This is a genomic window from Methylobacter tundripaludum SV96, assembly GCF_000190755.2.
GTDB classification, from domain to species: Bacteria; Pseudomonadota; Gammaproteobacteria; order Methylococcales; family Methylomonadaceae; genus Methylobacter_A; species Methylobacter_A tundripaludum.
Genome location: NZ_JH109152.1, coordinates 1588928 through 1610231, shown reverse-complemented (window position 1 = coordinate 1610231; position 21304 = coordinate 1588928). Strand labels below are relative to the sequence as shown.

Annotated in this window: 18 protein-coding genes and 1 other RNA gene; 17 read left to right on the top strand and 2 right to left on the bottom strand. The window is 51.9% G+C overall.

The features are described 5' to 3' along the window. The first annotated feature begins 5 nt into the window (after positions 1-5). From METTU_RS07410 to METTU_RS07380, 7 genes are all read left to right on the top strand, one after another. On the top strand, positions 6-1397 hold the full coding sequence (locus tag METTU_RS07410; protein ID WP_006890686.1) for a radical SAM/SPASM domain-containing protein: 1392 nt from the start codon (positions 6-8) through the stop codon (positions 1395-1397). A 15-nt stretch (positions 1398-1412) separates the two neighbouring features. Then, complete coding sequence (locus METTU_RS07405; RefSeq protein WP_006890685.1) at positions 1413-2819, top strand: Vgb family protein; 1407 nt, start codon at positions 1413-1415, stop codon at positions 2817-2819. Between the two features lie 164 nt (positions 2820-2983). Further along, complete coding sequence (locus tag METTU_RS07400; protein ID WP_254257836.1) at positions 2984-4867, top strand: TonB-dependent receptor; 1884 nt, start codon at positions 2984-2986, stop codon at positions 4865-4867. Further along, positions 4864-5589 carry an ABC transporter ATP-binding protein gene (locus tag METTU_RS07395; RefSeq protein WP_006890683.1) on the top strand — a complete coding sequence of 242 codons (726 nt, stop codon included), beginning with the start codon at positions 4864-4866 and terminating at the stop codon, positions 5587-5589. The genes METTU_RS07400 and METTU_RS07395 overlap by 4 nt, the downstream gene beginning before the upstream one ends. Further along, positions 5586-6338 (top strand): ABC transporter permease, encoded by a 753-nt coding sequence (locus tag METTU_RS07390; protein WP_006890682.1) that lies wholly within the window; start codon positions 5586-5588, stop codon positions 6336-6338. Before METTU_RS07395 ends, METTU_RS07390 begins: the two co-directional genes overlap by 4 nt. A 175-nt stretch (positions 6339-6513) precedes the next feature. Further along, positions 6514-7017 (top strand): RNA polymerase sigma factor, encoded by a 504-nt coding sequence (locus tag METTU_RS07385; RefSeq protein WP_006890681.1) that lies wholly within the window; start codon positions 6514-6516, stop codon positions 7015-7017. 152 nt (positions 7018-7169) lie between these two features. Beyond that, positions 7170-8129, top strand: a complete 960-nt coding sequence (locus METTU_RS07380; protein WP_006890680.1) for a FecR family protein — start codon at positions 7170-7172, stop codon at positions 8127-8129. A gap of 32 nt (positions 8130-8161) precedes the next feature. Here the strand turns inward: METTU_RS07380 and METTU_RS07375 are convergent, their stop codons facing one another. After that, positions 8162-8527, bottom strand: coding sequence for a YraN family protein (locus METTU_RS07375; protein ID WP_006890679.1), 366 nt, complete (start codon positions 8525-8527; stop codon positions 8162-8164). Beyond that, entirely contained in the window at positions 8514-10235 is a 1722-nt protein-coding gene (locus METTU_RS07370) for a penicillin-binding protein activator (RefSeq protein ID WP_254257835.1), read from the bottom strand. The genes METTU_RS07375 and METTU_RS07370 overlap by 14 nt, the downstream gene beginning before the upstream one ends. A 208-nt stretch (positions 10236-10443) precedes the next feature. On the opposite strand from METTU_RS07370, the gene rsmI reads away from it, so the two are divergent. The 10 genes from rsmI to murD all read left to right on the top strand — a co-directional run bounded on the left by rsmI (position 10444) and on the right by murD (position 21294). Then, entirely contained in the window at positions 10444-11304 is an 861-nt protein-coding gene (gene rsmI, locus METTU_RS07365) for a 16S rRNA (cytidine(1402)-2'-O)-methyltransferase (RefSeq protein ID WP_006890677.1), read from the top strand. A 107-nt stretch (positions 11305-11411) separates the two neighbouring features. Then, positions 11412-11761: RNase P RNA component class A (gene rnpB / locus METTU_RS21810), an RNA gene on the top strand. A 367-nt stretch (positions 11762-12128) separates the two neighbouring features. Continuing rightward, positions 12129-12596: a division/cell wall cluster transcriptional repressor MraZ gene (mraZ, locus tag METTU_RS07355; RefSeq protein ID WP_006890676.1), complete on the top strand. Its 468-nt coding sequence runs from the start codon at positions 12129-12131 to the stop codon at positions 12594-12596. 16 nt (positions 12597-12612) lie between these two features. Further along, positions 12613-13539, top strand: coding sequence for a 16S rRNA (cytosine(1402)-N(4))-methyltransferase RsmH (gene rsmH, locus METTU_RS07350; protein WP_006890675.1), 927 nt, complete (start codon positions 12613-12615; stop codon positions 13537-13539). 24 nt (positions 13540-13563) lie between these two features. After that, a complete protein-coding gene (gene ftsL, locus METTU_RS07345; RefSeq protein ID WP_006890674.1) occupies positions 13564-13812 on the top strand; it encodes a cell division protein FtsL in 249 nt (82 codons plus the stop codon). Beyond that, positions 13813-15591 (top strand): peptidoglycan D,D-transpeptidase FtsI family protein, encoded by a 1779-nt coding sequence (locus METTU_RS07340; protein WP_006890673.1) that lies wholly within the window; start codon positions 13813-13815, stop codon positions 15589-15591. Position 15592: 1 nt separating this feature from the next. After that, positions 15593-17209, top strand: coding sequence for a UDP-N-acetylmuramoyl-L-alanyl-D-glutamate--2,6-diaminopimelate ligase (locus METTU_RS07335; protein ID WP_006890672.1), 1617 nt, complete (start codon positions 15593-15595; stop codon positions 17207-17209). Then, positions 17206-18765, top strand: a complete 1560-nt coding sequence (locus METTU_RS07330) for a UDP-N-acetylmuramoyl-tripeptide--D-alanyl-D-alanine ligase (RefSeq protein ID WP_006890671.1) — start codon at positions 17206-17208, stop codon at positions 18763-18765. Before METTU_RS07335 ends, METTU_RS07330 begins: the two co-directional genes overlap by 4 nt. Positions 18766-18768: 3 nt before the next feature. Next, positions 18769-19851, top strand: a complete 1083-nt coding sequence (gene mraY, locus METTU_RS07325) for a phospho-N-acetylmuramoyl-pentapeptide-transferase (protein ID WP_006890670.1) — start codon at positions 18769-18771, stop codon at positions 19849-19851. A gap of 3 nt (positions 19852-19854) precedes the next feature. Then, positions 19855-21294, top strand: a complete 1440-nt coding sequence (gene murD, locus METTU_RS07320) for a UDP-N-acetylmuramoyl-L-alanine--D-glutamate ligase (RefSeq protein ID WP_006890669.1) — start codon at positions 19855-19857, stop codon at positions 21292-21294. Positions 21295-21304 lie beyond the last annotated feature (10 nt).

Genomic DNA, 21304 nt, shown 5'->3' with positions numbered 1-21304 from the left:
TGTTGATGGAAAAATTACTGAAGGAATTTCATGTATTAGGCACACGGATCGGTCCTGTCGGCTTCCATGGCCCGTCTGCCAAGTTTTTCGAGCTGTCGCCCGACATTGCCGCGACCGTGTTGTCGTTGGAAAAAGACGAACAATCCTGGTACGCGCTGCCGCCGATGGAACGCGAACGCATTGCGCTGGCTTTGCAGGCGGCGTTACCGGACGAGCCCGACTCAAGAACCAACCTGTTAGGCGAGAGCAGCCGGTTGACCGGTTTTTATTTGTTCGTCAGCCAGGAATGCAACTTGGCTTGCAGCTATTGCTACGGCGACGGCGGCGGCGAATATCGCAAAGGCAAAATGATTATGGACGAACGCACTGCCGACAATTTTATCGATAAATTCATTACCGATCAGAACCCCGGTTACCTGATCAATTTTTTCGGCGGCGAGCCCTTGCTTAACCTGCCGCTGATCCAAAAAATCATCGATCGCGTCCGGGCCAAGACCGAACCGCTCGGCATCCGCACGGTGTTTAACATGACCACCAACGGCACTGTCTGGAGCAGCAAAATTGCCGATTTTGTTAGCAAAAACATCGATACCCTGACCGTCAGCCTCGACGGTCCCAAGGACATTAACGATGCGCAACGGCCTGCATGCGGCAATTTCTCGGCGTACGACAAGACCGTGCGCACTATCGGCGATCTCCAGAAACAAGGCTCGCGTTATACCATCCGCACCATCATGACCAAAAACAGCTTCGGCCGGTTAAAAGAAATCTATAGCCATAATTCCGAACTGGCCGGCAAAGGCGGTGTCGGCTTGAGCACCGTCGATGTCGACGATAATCATGCGCTGGGCTTCACCGATCATGAACACCAAACGCTGGTCGATGAGATCGTCGAAATTAACTCGGAAAGCTTGCGTTCGCTGGCGGATAGCGCCAACCCTCAATTCAACGAATACACCAGCGAACTGTGCAAGTTGCTGTTCGGCCGCCAATACCGGCCGCGGCCCTGCAACGCAGGACAAACCGTGCTGGCGGTCGCCGCCGACGGCGAGCTATATCCCTGCCACCGCTTTGTCGGCTACCAGGAGTTTTGCGTCGGCAACGTCAACGACGACCAGCCGCTCAACGCCAATTACAGCGAACTTTGCCGCTCGTTCAAGGAAACTTCGGTCGATAAAAACCCGCATTGCAGCGGTTGCTGGGCGAAGCAGCTATGCGGCGGCAGCTGCTATGTGATCTCCCATTTGCGCGAAGGCGACGTGTTCAAGCCGCCCGCCCGCTATTGCCACCTGAAAAAAACGGTTTACGACCGCCTGTTGAGCGAGTTTGCCGAGATCATGGCCGATCCGGCCAGAAAAACCCGGTTTGTCGATAATGTTACCAGCTACTTTCACTGAGCAAGGGGCTCTATTATGAAAAAGATACTTTATTGGCTGTCGGCCGCTCTGCTGGCAGTATTGACGCAAAACTGTTTCGCCGCCGCCTGCGGGCCGGTCTATGGCGCGGACAGTATCGCCGAGGATAAGGACGGCAATATCTGGGTTGCCCATTATGAGGATGTCCGGCTGGGCCGGCTTGAGCCGAACAGCGGTCGTTTCGAGGAATATTTGCCCACCACCCAGGCCAATTCGGCGGTATTGAACCGGAATAACCAAGACGGCTTTAGCTACAAATTCGATTTCGGTTTCAACGGCTTGGCGCTGGACGATAAACGCGGCCTGGTTTGGTCGCTGATCTTCAATTCGGACAAGGTTGTCCGTTTTTCGCGTAGCGACCGCCTGTTTACCGAGGTCGAGCTGCCCGGCCGCAGCTTTGGCCGTTTCGTCTTGCCTATCGACGGCGAGGGCAATCTGTGGATATTGGCCGGGCCGTGCTGCGGCCAGGAAGGCGCTATGCAGCTGGTGAAAATCAGCCCGGATGCTTCGAAGCAGATTTTTCCTCTGGAAGTGACGCGCGCCGTTGCACCCAACGTGGCGTTTGCCAACAACGGGCAGGGCTGGGTGTCGCTGACCCAGGACGATGAAAAGCAGGCCGCGCTGTATGCGTTCCGCGATCAGCGTTTCGAGCGCATTACTCTTCCGTCCGAGATAGGCCGAATCATTACCCGCCTGCATGTCGATGCGCAGGGCGATTTGTGGCTGGCCGAGGGCGACGCTATCTGGCTGCTGCACGATAAGGAATTCAAGCGCTATACCATCCCGACTCCCGGCGCTCATCCGTCGGTTCTAGCCGACGACGGCCAAGGCAATCTGTGGTTTACCGAATGGCACGGCAATAAAATCGGCCGGATTGCCGCCAACGGCGAAATCACTGAGTTCCCTATCCCCGCCGAGGAGGAGTCGCCGTTGGCGTTGACCGTTGCGGCTGACGGCAAGGTCTGGTTTTCGACGATGTTCAATTACGAGCTGTTCCGGCTCGATCCGGCTACCGGCAATATCCAGAGCTTTCCGCTGCCGACACCGAGCAACTGGTCGAAAAATGCGGCCGCCGGATTGAGCGCTTGTGTGATCAAGCCTAAGGATGCGTTAACCATAGCTTCAGCTAAAGCGTCCCCTGTTGCCGTGGCACCGGGTGGGACTACTCCGCCGTTACGTCATCCCAAAGGTTACCCGGATGAACCCGGCGCGGCGGCATTCGAGCAGAATTGCCACACCGCTTGCCACAGTTGGTATCGGATGGATAAGGCGGCGAACCGGCGTAGCGATTGGCGGCCGACCGTGGAACGAATGATCGATTTCAACAAGGCCGCTATCCCGGCCGAACAGCGCGATGTGATCGTCGATTACCTGAACCGGCATTACACGATGGTCAAGCATTGATGCTTAGGATTTGGCAAAAAATAACTTCCTCTTATGGTTCCCACGCTCTGCGTGGGAACCCAGTGAGGGACGCTCCGGCGTCCCGAACCCGAACCGCAGAGCGGTTCAGACTGCATTCCCACGCGGAGCGTGGGAACGATAAGTTCAAGTTTCGGGAAGTTATTGTGGCCCAAATCCTTAGACGGATGTTTCGGGCTTGCCTGCTGCTATGTTGCTTGGGGACAGCCTTGGCCGATAACAGCCGGGAAATCATCAGTGCTGCGGAGATCGAGCGGGAAAAACCGGCCAGTCTGATGGAGCTGTTGCGCAAGCGCGGCGGTCTCGGCGACAGCTCCGGGGCGCTGAGTTTGCGCGGCGTACCCAAGATAGCGCTATACGTCGACGGCTTTTCGCGTGGCGGCGCGGTAACTGAACTGGAAAAAATCAAACCGCAGGATGTCGCCACTATCGAAATTATCCGCGGCGCCGCCTCCAACCGCTACGGCGCAGACGCGTTGGGCGGGGCGATCATCATCACCACGTTGCAGGCCAAACCGCAGTGGGAGCTGGGGCTGGTACAAGGCTACGACAGCCTGGACAGTCATTACAGCCGGGCCATTGGCTCAGGCGCTGTCGGCGGCATTGATGTTCGTGCCAGCTTTGAAGACAGCCTCAGCAACCGTTGGATGATCCAGCGCGATAACAGTCCGCTACTGTCGATGGCGCAAACCCAGCATAGCGGGTTCGCCAAGCGCGGCGGCGACATCAAGGCCGGCTATCGCAACGACTGGCTGACCGTCGGCGCGGAACTCAACTACCTGGAACAGACCCGCAATTACGGCCGCCCCAATAATTACAACGAATACACCACGGTGCGGCCGAAATTGTTCTCGGAAATGCGCTTCGGCGAGCTGAAACTGAACGGCAAGCTGATGTACGAAGACAACCGTACCGATGTGTTTCGCGACGTCGGCGGCACGGAAAATTTGGCGCTGTATATGCAAGGCCCCGAAACCGAAAACAGCGTCAACCTGGAAGTGCAGGCCGATTACCGCAATTTCAACGCCGGGCTGGTTTACGCGGTCAATCAGGCCGGTATCGAGCAACGTCTGGCAAGCAACGGCCAGCGTTTATTCGCGATGGACAGCACGGTGAACCGGATCGGCCTGTTCGGCGGCTACGGGCTGGATTTTTGGGACGACTGGCATCTGGATGCCAGCGGCCGCTACGATCAATACGATTATTCCGGCATATCGATTTACGATGCGGGTCTGGACAGCCGCGAGCCCGATGCGTTCAAGAAAGCCTTCAATCCCAAGCTGGCGCTGTCCTGGAAAACCTTGCCCTGGCTGACCTTGCGCAGTTCGGCAGCCACCGGCTTCATGCCGCCCGATCCGGCCACGCTGTATTTCCGGCAGACGCGGCCTAATTACGTCGTTCTGCCGAACCCCACATTGAAGCCCGAGCAATCGACCACGTTGGATTTCGGCACCGAAGCCAGTTGGCAGGGCGGCAAGGCGGAATTAACCTGGTTCTACACCCGCTGGACCGACAAGATGGAAAGCCTGGTGACTTCCGGTACGCCGAACATCAAGCAGACCGTCAATCTCGGCGCATCGGAATCGAAAGGGCTGGAATTGAGCATCAATCAGAGCCTGGTGGATGCTTGGAATCTGGCGCTTAATTACACCTTGACCACGACCAAAATCACCGAGAGTCTGAACAGCGCGATTATCGGCAACGAACTGGCGTTCCAGCCGCGCCACCGGATTAATGCGGTATTGACGTACACCGGCATTCCCGGCCTGACAACCCGGCTTAATCTGCATCACGAATCGGAGCAATACATGGATTTTCGCAATCTGGGCCGCGACGCCAACGGCTATGCCTGGCTTAACAAGGCTTATACGACGCTGGACTTTTTGGTCACCAAGAAAATCGGCATCGACAAGCACAGCGTCAACCTGACGCTGGCGGTCAACAACCTGCTCGACAACCGTTTTGAAAAAAGCCTGTTCCAAAGTGATCCCGGCCGTATCGTGCGCGGCGAAATAGGAGTCAATTTTTGAGAACGTCGACGAGCAGCTGGGACATCGATGCCGACAACATAACCAAGCGCTACCCTAACGGCCATCTCGCCCTCGACGGCATCAATCTGCAAGTGGCTTGCGGCGAAGTGCTGGGATTGCTGGGGCAGAACGGCGCGGGCAAAACCACGTTGCTGAAGATACTCTGCGGACTGCTGCAACCCAGCCGGGGGCGTTTGACGGTGCTGGGCATAGACGGTCGCAGCAAAGCTCATGAGATCAAGCGCTATCTGGGCGTTGTTTCTCAGGACATCAACCTCGATCAGCCGTTGACGGTGCGCAAAAATCTGGAACGCCATTGCAGCTATTTTTCCGTTCCGCGCCGCCAAGCCAAGCGGCGCATCGACGAATGGCTGGCGGTGCTCCAGCTTGAACAAGCCGCGCAGCAAAAGATCCACCAGTTATCCGGCGGCAACAAACGCAAAGTGATGATTGCCAGAGCCTTTATCACCGAACCTAAAGTGTTGATTCTGGACGAGCCGACCAATGCGCTCGATCCGTCGGTTCGAGCCGTGGTTTGGGACAGGATTCGCGCCTTTTCGCTGGCCGGCGGCACGACGCTGTTGTCTACGCATCATTTTGAAGAAGCCGAGCGTCTGTGCGACCGCGTCGAATTAATCCATCAAGGCCGGCTGTTGAAGCTGGACGGCGAGGAATCTTTGGAAAGCCGTTTCCATGCATTGACCTCCGAGGCCGGGCAATGAGCGGCTTTTGGGCGTTTGTCGGCCGCGCCTTGGGCGAATCTTTGGATAACTGGCGTTCTGCGCTGTTCCGGATGTTGTTCCAACCGCTGATTTACCTGCTCGTTTTCGGCAAAATCCTGGGCCGGGCGTTACCGGATAGCGATTATTCGCTGGTTGTCGCGCCCGGCATCGTCTCGATGCTGGTGATGAGCGCGGCGCTGAGCAATATCGGCGGGATCTTGACCCGGGGCTATTATTTTCGCAGCATGGAAGGCTGGCTGCTGGCGCCGTTGACGCTCAGAAGCCTGATGCTGGCGTGGATTACCGGCACGGTGGTGACTGCAACCGCCGCAGGTCTGATCGGCAATCTGCTGATTTACGGACTATTGGGCTACGTGCCGGTATCGTTGTCTGCCGATCTGGTTTGCCTGATTTACGGTGCGACGGTTTTCTCTCTGCTCGGCTGCATCGGATACACGTTGCCGCAGACACCTGCCAAGGCACAGGATTTCATCGCTTTCTTGCTGATGCCGATGATGTTTCTGGGCTGTACTTTCTTCAGTTACGCGATGCTGCCCGAGCCCTGGAATATCGTGGCGTTGCTGCTGCCGACCACCTATCTCAGCGAAGCTTTGCGCATCGTCTACGGCAGCCAGCCGTCCGCTCTCGATCCGGCAAGCATCGCCATCGGCGGGATGTGTGTGCTGCTGTTGTTATTCGCAATTGCCGACTGGTCGTTCAGGCGCAGGTTCCGCAATTTCCTCTGGTAACCGGCAAGAGGTCTGTCTGGCGCTGCTGAAAATAGGCCATATCACCTGTTTTGTGTTTTTTCACGCAACAAAATGCTCAACAAAAACAATAACCAATTGAATTGCAAGGATTGCAATGTTGGCGCGCATCCTGCTTGTCTAGCTTGAATAATATGCTGACAAAGGGCGCCCGATTATGACAGAAAAAATATCCCGCAATATTTTGCAGGGTTGGTTTCAGCATTACTCATCCGATCTGCTGGTATTTTTTTGCCGAAAGGTGGGCGAACCGGACGCCGACGATCTGGTTCAGGAAGTTTATTTGCGTGCGCTGACCTATCCGCTGTCGGCCACCATTATCAAGCCTCGCGCCTTTTTATTCAGGATCGCCACCAATCTGGTCGTCGACCATGTCCGCAAACAAAGTTACCGCCAATGCGACAATTATGAAGAGATTGAAGACAGGACGATTACCAGTCTACTGGGACCGGAGGACAGTTTGTGCGGGACGGAGCGGTTGAAAAAATTTCGCGATGCGCTGGCGCAATTGCCTGCGGATCACCGTCAGGCATTCCTGCTGAATCGTTTCGACGGCCTGTCGCATATGGAAATCGCTCAATTCATGGGGATTTCCGACAAGACAGTACAACGTTATATCGCTAAAGCCTTCGATCATTGCCTGAGCTGTCTTGAGTTTTAATGGTTAGGCGATTTATGGCGCTTGTGCCTGGCATCAAGAACCTGACAAAATAACCGTTGTTTCTTGAAAGCGTCGGGGAACCGCCGTTATAAAGTTTTTTAAACGGTTCCCGGCAAGTATTATGTGGACTTATCGAATAATAATGACAATTTATGATAGAACAACCTCATTCCAGCACCGTCCGGCAGCAGGCCATTGACTGGTTGGTGCGCAAGCAGTCCGGGGCTTTTGCCGTTGCCGAGCGGCAGAGATTTGAGCAGTGGCTTGCCGCCGATCCTAGGCACCGCCGTATCTATGAGCAAGTAGAGCGCGCTTGGGGAGGATTGCCTTGTCCGCAGGCCGAATTGTCCATCGCGCGTAAAAAAACAAGTCGCTTGCGATTGTTGTACCGCCCTTTGATGTTGGCTAGCGCCGCTAGTCTGCTGTTTGCCGTCGGGCTCGGCATCAAGGAAGGTTGGCCTTTAGTCGACGACAGCGTGTTTCAGACCGCAAAAGGCGAGTTGCGGCAAATAACTCTGGCCGACGGTTCGCTGGTTGAACTTAACTCGGATACCGAGCTTGCCGTTCATTACAGTTGGCTAGGCCGGTCGCTGGAGTTGGTGCGCGGCGAAGCCTTGTTCAGTGTGGCTCCCGGCAAGTGGCGTCCTTTTGAAGTATCGGCCGGAGGCGGCAAGCTTCGCGACATCGGCACCCGCTTCGATGTCGCAATCGGCCCGTCGGCAAACCGGATTTCGGTATTGGAAGGCGCGATTGATCTTCGTTTACCGGCGACAGGCGAGCAACGCCAAACCGAGGCCGGGCGGATGATGACCTACAATGCCGCCACCGTCCTTTCCGAACCCGCAGCCGCCGATGTCAAAACCTTTGCCGTTTGGCGAAACCGCAAGCTGATTTTTCGCAATACGCTGTTGTCGGAAGTGGCCAGGGAGCTGGAGCGTTATCATCCGGTGCATGTCCGTCTTGTCGACCCGTCCCTGAACGGTTTGACGCTTGGCGGGGTTTTCGACAATAACGATCTTGAGCGTTTTCTTTCCACCCTGGAAGCGGTTTTACCGGTTGATATTAAGCGCGGCAAAAACGGCGATGTGTTGATCGATCGCCGCCGGTCATGATCCTGCAAGCGCTTGGCTGGTCGCGTGGCGATTTAAAACGCATTTTGTACCCAGTCGATGTTGCCATTGCCGGAAATGGCAACCACGTCAAAGCGGATAGGACCGTCTGTTTTGTGGGATGACAGGTAAATATGCGTTGCCGCTATGATACGGGATTGTTTGGCGCGGGTGATGCTCTCAACGGCGCTGCCGTATTTATCGGTTTTACGAAACCGGACTTCGATGATAACCAGTGTCAGTTTGTCGGTCATTATTAAATCGAGTTCGCCTTGTTTGCAGCGGAAATTCCGGCACACCGGCTTGAGTCCTTTGTCGATCAGGAAATCGTGGGCTTGTTCCTCGGCGCTTTCGCCGCGAAGTAAATGCGCCGCTTTGGTCTTGAGCTTAGTAAACAGCATGGTTGATCGGGGTTTTTGGCTCGGGTATCGCTCCGGTATTTTCGGTGCTAAAGCCGCTTATTTCAGGTTGTCCGTCCATGAACTTGGCGCAGATCAGTTGGCGCTTGATGCGTTGATCGGCGGTCAGCGATAGATTTCCGGTTGCGCCGGGATAGGGATCGGTTTCCAGGTTATCCAATCGTGTAGCCAGATTATAGGCATCGATACCCATTGCAATCAGGCGTAAATAAGCGCTGGGAAATTGCTTCCAGGTTTCTTTTAGTGCGTCCATGTTGAGTTCTCCCTGATAGGCTTTGTTGAATAACCAAGGGGTGTCGCAAAAAGTTATTTTATTGAGGTCGGTATCCAGCGATGCGTTGACTTGTCCGGTGTAAACGGTAGGCATTGCATAAACGGGAAGGTCGCCCGCTTGATAAAATTGGAGTTGGGGATTGATGGAGCGTGCTTCTGCGCTATAGGCGCTTAACAATATGGCATCGGCATCCTGCCGTCTTCTCGGCGTGTATTTTACGCCGGGTATCAACGCAAGGATTTTATTGTAACGTTGTTCGCTTTCATCCAGGTTAAGCAGCTTTTGAATAGGCGCAGAAAAGTCGGTTTCCTTGGGGTTATAGGTTTGTGTTTCCAGGACGGTGCCGCCCCGATCTTGCCAGTCTTCTGTCAGATAGTTGGCGATACGTTTGCCCGGCGCGTTTTCAGGAACAAGCATCAGTGCTCTTTGATGGCCGTCCTCCCACGCTTTATGGGTGATTTGATCGGTATCATCCAGCGGGCTGAGGCTGAACTGGTAGAGCCGGTTTTTTTGCAGGCCCGGAATATGATTTAATGCCAGCACGGGGATGTTAAAGGTAACGGTATCGGCCAGGCTTTGGATCTGTTCTTTGGCCAGAGGGCCGATGATCAGTTGGGCGCCTTCTGCGACAGCTTGGGTATATAAGGTTTGCGGGGACGATTGTTCGCTGTCGTAAAATCGAAGGGTAGGTTTGGTCGAGTTATCCGCATGGTTGTAGGCTGCCATAAACCCAGCACGGATGGCTTTACCGGCTTGGACGAAAGTCCCCGATCCGGGCAACAAGAGCGCGATTGCTTTGGCTTGGGGCGCATTTTTCGGCGAGTCCTGAGGACGATCCAGGAAGCTTAAGTCGGCAGGATGTGTCGGAAAGGTTGCGCGCCATTGGCTTATTTGAGTATCAAAATCAGGCTGGTTTATATTTTTTAAAATGATGGTCAAAGACATCCAACCGGCTAAGGCGTCTGTTTGGTTGGTCTGTAAGGCGGTGTCAGGCAGCAGGCGCAATGTTTCAAGAATGGATGCCTGATTTTTTTCAAGTTCAGCGGGAGGCGTTATTAGCCGGTGCAGCTCAATTCTGGATTTGGCGCTGTCCAGCAGGTTTCCGGTTAATGAGTAGGCAAAGGCCTGCGATTGAAAGTATTTAACCTGATTGTCCCGGTTCAGCTGTTGCGGTTGAATCAGGGCCAAGCTTTCAATGGCTTGTTCAGCCTCGCCAAAGCTGAGCTGGATCTGGGCATAAAGAAGACGCAGCTGAGCATGTTGTTCGGGCGACAGCTCGGTAGGGTTAATGGCGTCGGCACCCTGTTTTGCGGAATTGCCGTCCCCGGCCTGGATTAAGGATTCGACGGACTGTAAGCGCTGCTGATTTTGTTCCAGAGACGATGGCGTTGAGGGATGCTGGTATAATTCAACCATTTGACCCGGCTGGTCGTTCCTTATTAAGGGTTGTGTTACCAATGCTTCGTGCTCAGGCAGTCGCTCCTGCATTGCCATATTTTCTGCATCTGTGGGATTCGTGGCAGCGCAACCGGAAAAAAACAAGAGGCCGGGAAGCAGGGCGCACAATAATGGCGGCTTATATTTTGGTCGCATCTTTTTAGAGATTTTCAAGTGAGTGTATCGAATGTCAAGTGAATGCGGCAAATTATACGTTGTTGCTACTCCGATAGGTAATTTAGCGGATATTAGTTTCAGGGCGGTTGAAATATTAAAACAGGTTGATTTGATTGCTGCGGAAGACACTCGGCATGTAAAAATGCTGCTACAGCATTATGGCATCAGCAATAAACTGATTTCGTTGCATCAACATAATGAAGATAAGGCCTCCGCCGGATTGCTGGAAAAGCTGCGCGAGGGTTTGTCTATTGCGCTGGTTTCTGATGCGGGAACGCCGCTGTTAAGCGATCCGGGTATGCCGCTGGTGAAAATGGTCAAGGATGCGGGTGTCGATGTTGTGCCTGTGCCGGGCGCCTGCGCGTTGATCGCTGCATTGTCCGCTGCGGGATTGCCGGTTACTCAGTTTGTATTTGAAGGCTTTTCGCCGAGAACCTCGTCGGCGCGAAAAGCGTTTTTTAGTGAACGGTTACTGTGTCCGATAACCTGGGTATTTTATGAGTCCAGTCATCGAATTCTGGCTTCATTAAAGGATATGGCGGAGATACTGCCGTTGGATCGGCAGATTGTTATTGCCAGGGAATTGACCAAGCTGCACGAAACTATCGTGAAAACCAGTTTGGGCGAAGCGCTTAAGTTGGTTGAAGATGATGCCAATATGAGGAAAGGTGAGTTTGTGGTTATTGTCGATGGCGCTGCCATCGATAAAAAAGAGCAGATCATTACGCCTGAACAGGAAAAAATATTGAGGGTGTTGCTGGGCGAGTGCTCGATTAAGACCGCAGTTGCACTAGCCGTGGAGATTACCGGCGTCAGGAAGAAATTGTTGTATCAGGCCGCATTGGATATGGAGAAGGCGAAAGAGGCTTAGAAGTTCCGTTAATGCTGAGTGAGGCATATTTCTGGTCTGTTTTTTGCTTATTAATATAGCCATCGCATATCGCATTAATGTGAATGTGTGATACACTAGGCGCTGAAAGAGTCGGCTGGACAGTCGCTGTTTTATCGCAAGATAAGATGGAGGAAAGTCCGGGCTCCATTGGGCAGGGTGCCAGGTAACGCCTGGGAGGCGTGAGCCTACGGAAAGTGCCGCAGAAAATATACCGCCTGTCACTTGTGACCGGTAAGGGTGAAAAGGTGCGGTAAGAGCGCACCGCGCAACTGGTAACAGAAGTGGCATGGTAAACCCCACCCGGAGCAAGATCAAATAGAGGGACAGACGCGTGGCCCGCGCGGTTCCTGGGTAGATTGCTTGAGCTGCAGGGTGACTTGCAGCCTAGATGAATGACTGTTCTCGACAGAACCCGGCTTATAGGCCGACTCTTTCTTCCTTTTTCCGAGCATTTCTGCTCGGGATTCATGGCGCTGCTAAAGGCGCAAAAACTGCCCGATAATTATTGCGGCAGTATCTTTGATTCAGTCCTCATTTTTTATCAAAAAAGCTGGAAATTTTCGATAGCTTTACACTTAAAGTACTTTCTCACCAATATTACACATTTTATTGATAAAGAATGGGAATTATTTTTCCATTTTTTGTGTGGTTATAGTCCATTCTGATGGTGATGTAAGTCATTGTCGAAAAAGAAAGAATCCAACATGAAATCGTCCTTGACTAGGGGTTATTTGAAATCTATAGTGGACACAAGTGGAGAAAAATGGGAAAAAATGGTTTTTTTTGGGTATCCGGGGTAAATCTTGTTTCGAGGCATTAGTTCAATCAACTTAGATGGCAAGGGGCGTCTTGCTATTCCTACCCGTTACCGGGAGGAGTTGCAGGATTGTTGCGAGTGTCAGATGGTTGTTACGGTCGCTGTAAATGAACGATGTGTTGGAGAGAATGGTTGCTTGTGGCTTTATCCGATGCCTGAGTGGGAAAAGCTTGAGCAAACGATCAGTAAATTGCCTACCTTAAATAAAATGGCCGGTAAGTTAAGACGGTTTGTTATCGGTAATGCATCTGAATGTGAAATGGATGGTCAGGGGCGTCTGCTGCTGCCGGAAAAGTTGAGAACATTTGCAAATGTGGACAAGAAAATTGTCCTGGTTGGTCAACTCAATAAATTTGAACTCTGGAATGAAGAAGCCTGGGGTGCAAAGGAAAGTGAATGGCTGGATGGTGACGATAATGAAGGGTTGGAAGATTTAGGTTCATTATCATTTTAATGCGGGAGACTTGTTAGTGGAACATTTGCCCGTTATGTTTGCAGAAGCTTTGCAGCAGTTGGCTATTAAAGAAGACGGCGTTTATCTGGACTGTACTTTTGGTCGGGGTGGTCATAGTCAGGGGATTTTAAATCTACTGGGTCCATCGGGGCGATTGCTGGCTTTTGATCGGGACTTGGATGCGATTAACTCCGATTATGCGCAGGCCATGCTGGAAGATAAACGGTTTAAGCTGAAACACACACATTTTTCTGCGCTGGAAAATATAGTTGTAAGTGAAGGTTTAGCTGGAAAAGTTGACGGTATATTGATGGACCTGGGGGTGTCGTCGCCTCAATTGGATAATCCGGAAAGAGGCTTTAGCTTTTTGCGCGACGGACCCTTGGATATGCGGATGGATGGCAATTCAGGTGTTACGGCGGAACAGTGGCTGGCCGGTGTTGATGAAAAAGCGCTGGTTAAGGTTTTATTTGAATACGGCGAGGAGCGGTTCGCACGGCGCATTGCTCGCGCGATTGTTGAAAAAAGAGCCGTATCGCCAATTACAACAACCAGAGAATTGGCAAAGTTAATTGAAGACGTAGTGCCGGGCAAAGAGAAACACAAGCATCCGGCAACCCGCAGTTTTCAGGCAATCCGTATCGAAATCAATAGCGAGTTGGATGAGTTAAAGGCTGTTTTGCAACAGTCCGCCCGGATTTTGAAACCCGGTGGGCGATTGGTAGTTATCTCTTTCCATTCATTGGAAGACCGAATCGTTAAACGCTTTATCAGGGCCGAGTCCGGAGCTAAATATAACCCCGGCAAATTACCCATTAAAGAAATCGATATAGCTAAGGGTATCTTGAAGATAACAGGTAAAGCCTTAAAAGCAGGCGCGCAAGAAATTGCTCAGAATCCAAGGGCACGAAGCGCAGTCATGCGCGTAGCCGAGAGAGTCTGAGTGGCAACAAGTCGCTATTTAGGGATGGCCGGGTTGATATTGGTGTTGTTGGTATCCGCTTTGGTCGTAATTTACAGCAAATATCAGTCGCGATTAATTTTTATTGAGATCCAAAAGCAAGAAAGAGCGCTGGATCAGTATGAAGTGGAATGGGGGCAGCTGCAATTGGAGCTGACAACCTTGGCAGAACAGAATCGGGTAGAACAAGTGGCGCGGGAACAATTGAAACTGGTTATGCCATTGCGGGAAAAAATCATTTATATAAAACCGTAAATGATACATTTTCAAGGCAGAAACAGGGTAAACAAGCCGGTCGGCAATTTTTCAGGGCGGTCGCATCGGTTCTCTACCGATGGCGATGCTTCCACCATCCATGGCGGTCGCAGGAAAATAGTAGTCGTTTTTATAATGGCTTGTATGGCGGTGCTGGTTGGTCGGGCTGTCGATTTGCAGGTGTTGAATAAACAGTTTCTTAAAGATCAGGGAGATATGCGTCATGTCAGCGATGTGCCGGTTTCGGCATACAGGGGCATGATAAAGGATAGAAATGGAGCGCCGTTGGCAATCAGTACGCCCGTCGAGTCCATTTGGATGAATCCGCAAGAGGTGGAATCGACAAAAGAAAACGAAATCAGGCAAATGGAAAAGTTGTTGAATTTGCCGAAGGGAAAAGTCAATGAACTGGTTAAGGGCGATGCGCACAGGCAGTTTGCGTATATTGCCCGCCAGATCAGTCCGGTGGTTGCTGACCAGGTCAAGGTATTAAAGCTTGCGGGCATTTATTTCGAGCGCGAATTCAAGCGTTTTTATCCGGCAGGAGAGGTTTCCGCGCACTTAGTCGGTTTTACCGATATTGATGATATTGGTCAGGCGGGACTTGAATCGGGATATGAAAAATCATTAAAGGGAATTCCAGGCAGCAAGCGGGTTATCAGGGATGGACAGCGTCGAATTATTGAAGATGTAGAAAATATAAAGGAGCCGGTTGCAGGCCGGAGTCTGGAGCTAAGCATTGATCAACGCATCCAGTACTTGGCGTATCGGGAATTGCAGCTGGCCGTTAACCTTAACAAGGCAAAATCAGCGGCGCTGGTGGTATTGGATGCAAAGAGCGGGGAAATTCTGGCGGCAGTGAATCAGCCGTCATTTAACCCGAATAGCAGGAAGAGTTTAAAGGAAAGCCTGTACAGGAACAGATCGTTAACCGATGTATTCGAACCTGGATCGACGGTCAAGCCATTCGTTGTCGCGGCTGCCCTGGACGGGGGATATGTCAAGCCAAATGAGGTTTTTGAAACCCACGGTTTTTATCAGGTTGGGAATCATCTGGTTAAGGATGTGCATAATTACGGAACGCTGGATTTGACAGGCGTGCTGAAAAAATCCAGCAATGTTGCGGTCAGTCAAATGGCATTGCGAATGCCGCCGGAATATTTTTGGGGGATTTACAATAAGCTCGGTTTTGGCGTTGCCGCCGGTTCCGGCTTTCCCGGAGAAGCCAGCGGAAGCTTGCTTGATTACCAAAGCTGGCACGAATTTGATAGGGCGACTTTGTCATTCGGCTATGGAGTAAGTACCTCTGCACTCCAGTTGGCAAGAGCCTATACGGCATTGGCAGACGACGGCATCTTACACTCGGTTAGCCTGTTAAGGCGGGATGAAGATGTTGATCAACAGCGGGTGTTTTCAGCCAAAACGGCCAAGAGAGTCAGAGCCATGCTGGAAACGGTGCTTATGAAAGACGGTACCGCTTACGAGGGCAGGGTCGATGGCTACAGCGCAGCCGGTAAAACCGGGACGGTAAAAAAAGCCGGTGCGGGCGGGTATGTCGAGAAAAGTTATTTTTCTGTTTTTGCGGGCATGGCACCTGCCAAGAACCCGCGATTGATTATCGTGGTCATGGTTGATGAGCCTTCTGCAGGCCAATACTACGGGGGGATAGTCTCAGCCCCGGTATTTTCCAAAGTGATGGCGGGGGCTTTGAGAGTGTTGGAGGTTGCTCCTGATCAGCAGGACAATATGCCCATCTTGTTGACACGAAAAGGCCAATAATATGACTACAGGGCTGAATGATCAGCGTAGCGGTGTGCTGCGGCTGAAAGACTTATTAACCGGACTGGCCACATTTTTAGATCAGGACGATATACCGGTCGCCGGCTTGGTTTTGGATAGTCGTGAGTTGGTTTGCGGTGATGTCTTTGTTGCGCTGGCCGGTGCCAAACAGCATGGCTTGGCTCATGTTGAACAGGCTGTTAATAATGGCGCCTGTGCAGTCATTTTTGATCCTGCCGGGAATGGTCGGCAGCTGGCGGAAGCTTTTCGGTGCGACAGCTCTACGCCGGTACCGATGATTGCTGTGGAAAATCTGGGTTTAAAACTGGGCGAACTGGCCGCACGTTTTTACTGCGATCCATCGCAGTTTATGACAGTTATCGGCATTACCGGCACTAACGGAAAAACGTCTTGCAGTCAGTTTTTAAGCCAAATGCTGGATGACTGCGGGATTATAGGCACGCTCGGCTGGGGCGAGTGGGACAAGCTTAACAAGACGTTGAACACCACGCCCGACGCTTTGGCAATTCAGAAAATACTGGCTGAATTATTAAAGGATAAAAAGCGCACCGTGGCGATGGAAGTTTCATCGCATGGTTTGGAGCAAGGCCGGGTCAACGGCGTGACATTTAAAGGTGCGGTATTTACCAATATCAGTCGCGATCATCTGGATTATCACGGCACGATGGACGCTTATGTACAAGCCAAGCTGGCGTTATTAAAACAGCCGGGCTTGGCTTTCGCGGCGGTGAATTTGGATGACGGGTACAGCGAGCGGGTTATCGCCGCCGTACCCGAATCGGTGCAGTTATGGCAATTTAGCGTTAAGGGAAAAACAGCGGATTCAGGCGAGTGTGTTAGTGCGGAAAATATACTGCACAAAACGGACGGCATCGAATTTGACGTGCGTTTTCGGGATGAACTTCAGCGGGTGCAAGTGCCTCTGTTCGGCGACTTTAATGTAGAGAACGTCCTGGCCGTTTTGACCGTCATGCTGGCCATGGAGGTTTCGTTGCAGGAGGCCGTTAAAAAACTTGCCGGTATAAAGCCGGTTAATGGCCGCATGGAGCGATTTGGCGCGGAAACCGATCCAATGATTTTTGTGGATTACGCCCATACCCCCGATGCCTTGGACAAGGTTTTATCCAGTTTGCGCAAGCATTGCAAACAGGCTTTATGGGTGGTTTTCGGTTGTGGCGGAAACAGGGATACGGGCAAACGTCCGCAAATGGGAAAAATTGCCGAACAATGGGCGGATCATGTGGTGATTACCGATGACAACCCGCGTTACGAAAACGGACTGGATATAGTTAATGATATTTTGGCTGGTTGCAGTTCGACTGCCAAGGATGGCGGGAGTGTCGCAACCGATATGGAACCGGTGCGACCAGCTAAGGTTGAAGTTATTCAAAACAGAGAACAGGCGATACAAAAAGTGGTGGCAAGCGCGGCTAAAAACGATTGCATAGTGATTGCGGGTAAAGGCCATGAGCAATACCAGGAAAGCAATGGCGTGTGCGTACCTTTTAGCGACAGACAGGTTGTGATCGATGCGTTGGATAGGCGCAAGGTTCTCGGTAATTGCTCCTGCATCCATGCAATCGAAGGCGAACGATGAATATGATGCTGAGTGAAATTGCGGCATGTGTGCAGGGAAAATTGGTCGGGGAGGATGTTGCCATCTCATCGGTCAGTATCGATACAAGAGCGATAAAGCCGGGACAGCTTTACGTGGCGATTAAAGGCCATAACTTCGACGGCAATGAGTTTGTGGCCGAAGCTGAACAGGCAGGGGCTGTGGCGGCCATCGTACATCAAGGCATTACCGCGACCGCCATCGATGGTGGCCACGACTGCTCCCGGCAGTCGTCGGCATTTCCTCCATCCATGGAGGTCAGAAGTGTCGCAATCAGTACGACTGCATGGAAGCAGGACGACTGCAAGGATGCAGGAGGTAGAGCAACGCAGGGAGCGGTTGCCGAGGTAGAGCAACGCATGGAGCAGTTGCCGAGGGAACTGATGCGACCAACGATACCACACATTGTTGTTGACGATACGCGGTTGGCCTTGGCTGAATTGGCAGGCGTTTGGCGGAAAAAAGCGGCAGTGTCTGTCGTCGGCATTACCGGCAGCAACGGCAAAACCACCGTCAAGGAAATGGTGGCGGCAATATTGAGTGTGAATGCTGACACGCTGTTTACACAAGGCAACCTGAATAACGATATTGGTGTGCCCTTAACCTTGTTGCGCTTGAACGAACAACACCGGTATGCAGTCATCGAGATGGGCGCAAACCATCCCGGCGAAATTGAGTACACCAGTCAATATGCACAGGCTGATGTTGCCATTATTACCAATGTGGGAGCCGCGCATATAGAAGGTTTCGGCAGCATTGACGGTGTCGCCAAAGCGAAAGGGGAAATAATCCAGACGCTTAAGCAGGACGGCGTGGCGGTGCTTAATCGCGATGATGCCTATTTCGACTACTGGAAATCGATAGCCGGAACAAGAAAGGTCATTTCGTTTGGGATAGATGAACGGGCCGACGTGACGGCGCATTCCGTTAAAACGGAAATTATAAATCATGCATTCGCCACTACCTTTGAATTGGTGACTGCAAAGGGCGAGTTGACGGTAAAGCTAAAGCTCGCAGGACGGCATAATGTCGTGAACGCATTGGCGGCCGCTACGGCATGCCTGGCGCTGGACACGGATCTGCAACAGATTAAACAGGGGCTGGAAAGCGTAAAACCGGTCACAGGGCGATTGCAGCCGCTGGTAAGTCGCTTAGGCAATATCGTTATAGATGATACCTACAACGCCAATTCGGCCTCACTGAAAGCGGGGCTGGATGTGTTGGCTAACTGTGACGGGAAACGCTGGCTGGTTTTAGGGGCTTTTGGCGAATTGGGGCCGGATAGCCCGAAAATACATGAACAAATGGGTGAACTCATTAAATCAAGCGGTGTCGTGCGTCTTCTGGCTGTAGGTTCCGATGCCGGAAATACGGTAAAGATTTTTGGCGAAGGAGCCACTTTTTTTGACACCCAAAATGATTTAATTGAAATGTTAAAGCAAGAACTCAAAGGTGATGAAGCGATTTTGATCAAGGGGTCAAGGGCTCAGCGCATGGAGAATGTAGTGGCCGCATTGGTTGAGAACTTCAGGAAATAAATAATGTTACTTTATTTTGCAGATTATTTGATGACCTTTGATGGGGGGTTCAGGGTATTTCATTACCTGACCTTTCGCGCCATTCTTGGTGCCTTAACTTCGCTGGTCATCTCTTTTATTATCGGGCCGGTAATGATCAGGAAGCTAAGCCGCAACAAGATCGGGCAAAGCATCCGCGAGTTGGGTCCTCAATCGCATTACGAGAAAGCCGGTACGCCTACCATGGGCGGAGCCTTGATATTGGTTGCAATTGCGATCAGTACGCTGTTGTGGGCTGATCTGGGCAATCGCTATATCTGGGTTATTTTGCTGGTGACTATGGGTTACGGCATTATCGGTTTTGTCGATGATTATAGAAAAGTCATCAAGGGCAACAGTGACGGTTTGTCGGCTAAAGCCAAATATTCCTGGCAATCCGTTATAGGTCTAATGGCGGCTGTTTTTCTGTACAAAACCGCAATACTGCCGGCGGAAACGCAATTGATTGTCCCGTTCTTTAAAGACGTCATGCTGAATATGGGCTGGATATATATCGTTCTGACTTATTTTGTCATTGTTGGAACCAGCAACGCAGTTAACTTGACCGATGGACTGGACGGACTGGCGATTATGCCGACCGTGATGGTTGCAGCCGGCTTGGGGATTTTTGCCTATTTATCAGGCCATGTGACTTTTTCGCAATATCTGGCAATACCCTATTTGCCTAATGCAGGAGAACTCATCGTATTTTGTGCCGCATTGGTCGGTGCCGGGTTGGGTTTTTTGTGGTTTAACGCCTATCCCGCGATGGTATTCATGGGCGATGTCGGCGCGCTGGCGCTGGGCGCAGCTTTAGGCGTATTGGCGGTGCTGGTCAGGCAGGAAATCGTACTGATGATCATGGGCGGTGTATTTGTCATGGAAACGGTATCGGTGATTATTCAGGTGGCCTCGTTCAAAATGACCGGAAAGCGTGTTTTTCGTATGGCGCCGATACATCATCATTTTGAATTGAAAGGCTGGCCGGAACCTCGGGTTATCGTGCGATTCTGGATTATTACCGTCATTCTGGTGCTGATCGGTTTGGCTACCTTGAAGCTGAGATAAGCAATGAATAAAGCTCACGCCTCTGTCCATGATTCTGTAAGCAACGCAGCCATTACCGCATTGTTAAAAAAGAATTTTGCTTTGGACCCGGAAACGGCCAAGGTTTTGGTTGTGGGGCTTGGCAATACGGGAATTTCGGTTGCGCATTATTTGCAAGGTTTAAACTTTAACTTCGCCATCATTGATAGTCGCGGCAAGCCGCCGATGATGGATGAGTTTTTTCAGCAAATGCCCGATACGCCGGTGTTTACCGGCGGATTTGACGAGGCCGCGTTTAAAGTGGCGACGCATCTGGTGGTCAGTCCCGGCGTATCGCTGAATGAGCAAGCGATAATGAAAGCCATTGCCAACGGCTCGAAAATAGTCAGCGACATTGACCTGTTCGCCTGTTCTGTCGATGCCCCCATCGTCGCCATCAGCGGCTCCAATGGTAAAAGCACGGTGACCACCATGCTGGGTGAAATGGCAAAAGCGACGGGGATGAAAGTGGGCGTAGGCGGAAATCTGGGCACGCCGGCCTTGGATTTATTGGCGTTAAATGCCCAACTCTACGTGCTGGAACTGTCAAGCTTTCAACTGGAGCGAACTTCAGCCTTGAATGCCGTTGCAGCGACCGTACTCAATGTCAGTGCCGATCATCTGGACAGGCATGTTGATATGGCCGAATACGCACGGGAAAAACAAAGAGTTTTCAGGGGCGATGGGGTTATGGTCATCAATGCCGATGATCCTGTTGTCTATGCCATGCGGGACGACGGCAGAAAGGTATTTACCTTTTCGATTAACAAAAAAGCCGATTTCTATCTTGGCTACAAGGACGATACTGAATACCTGATGCACGATGAAGCGTGCCTGATGCCGCTGGCCGAATTGCCGCTTGAAGGCAGGCATAACGCGGCCAATGCCCTGGCGGCATTGGCCTTGGGCGTGGCTGTCGGATTGGATGAACAGATTATGTGCGATGCCTTGCGCATATTTAAAGGGCTAAGCCACAGGATGCAGCGGGTTGCGGAAATACGCGGCGTTACCTGGGTTAATGATTCAAAAGCGACCAATATCGGCGCCTGCGTTGCGGCATTACAGGGTTATGCGCGCAAGGTGATTTTGATTGCCGGTGGTGACGCGAAAGGCGCAGACATGAATGAATTGACGCCTGCAATCAAAGAAAAAGCAAAAAGCGTGGTGTTGATGGGTAAGGACGCGGGCCTGATAAAGCAGGCCCTGAATGGTTGCGTCCCTGTTTATTCGGCAGACAATATGGCGCAAGCGGTAGAGATTGCAGCGGGTCTTGCCGATGTCGGCGAAAGCGTCTTACTGTCTCCTGCATGCGCCAGTCTTGATCAATATAAAAATTATCAGGATAGGGGAGAGAAGTTTACCAAAGCAGTATTGGCGTTGGTTGACCGCTCCGGTGGTTTTCCTCCATCCGTGGCAGTCATATGAGCGAGCAGCT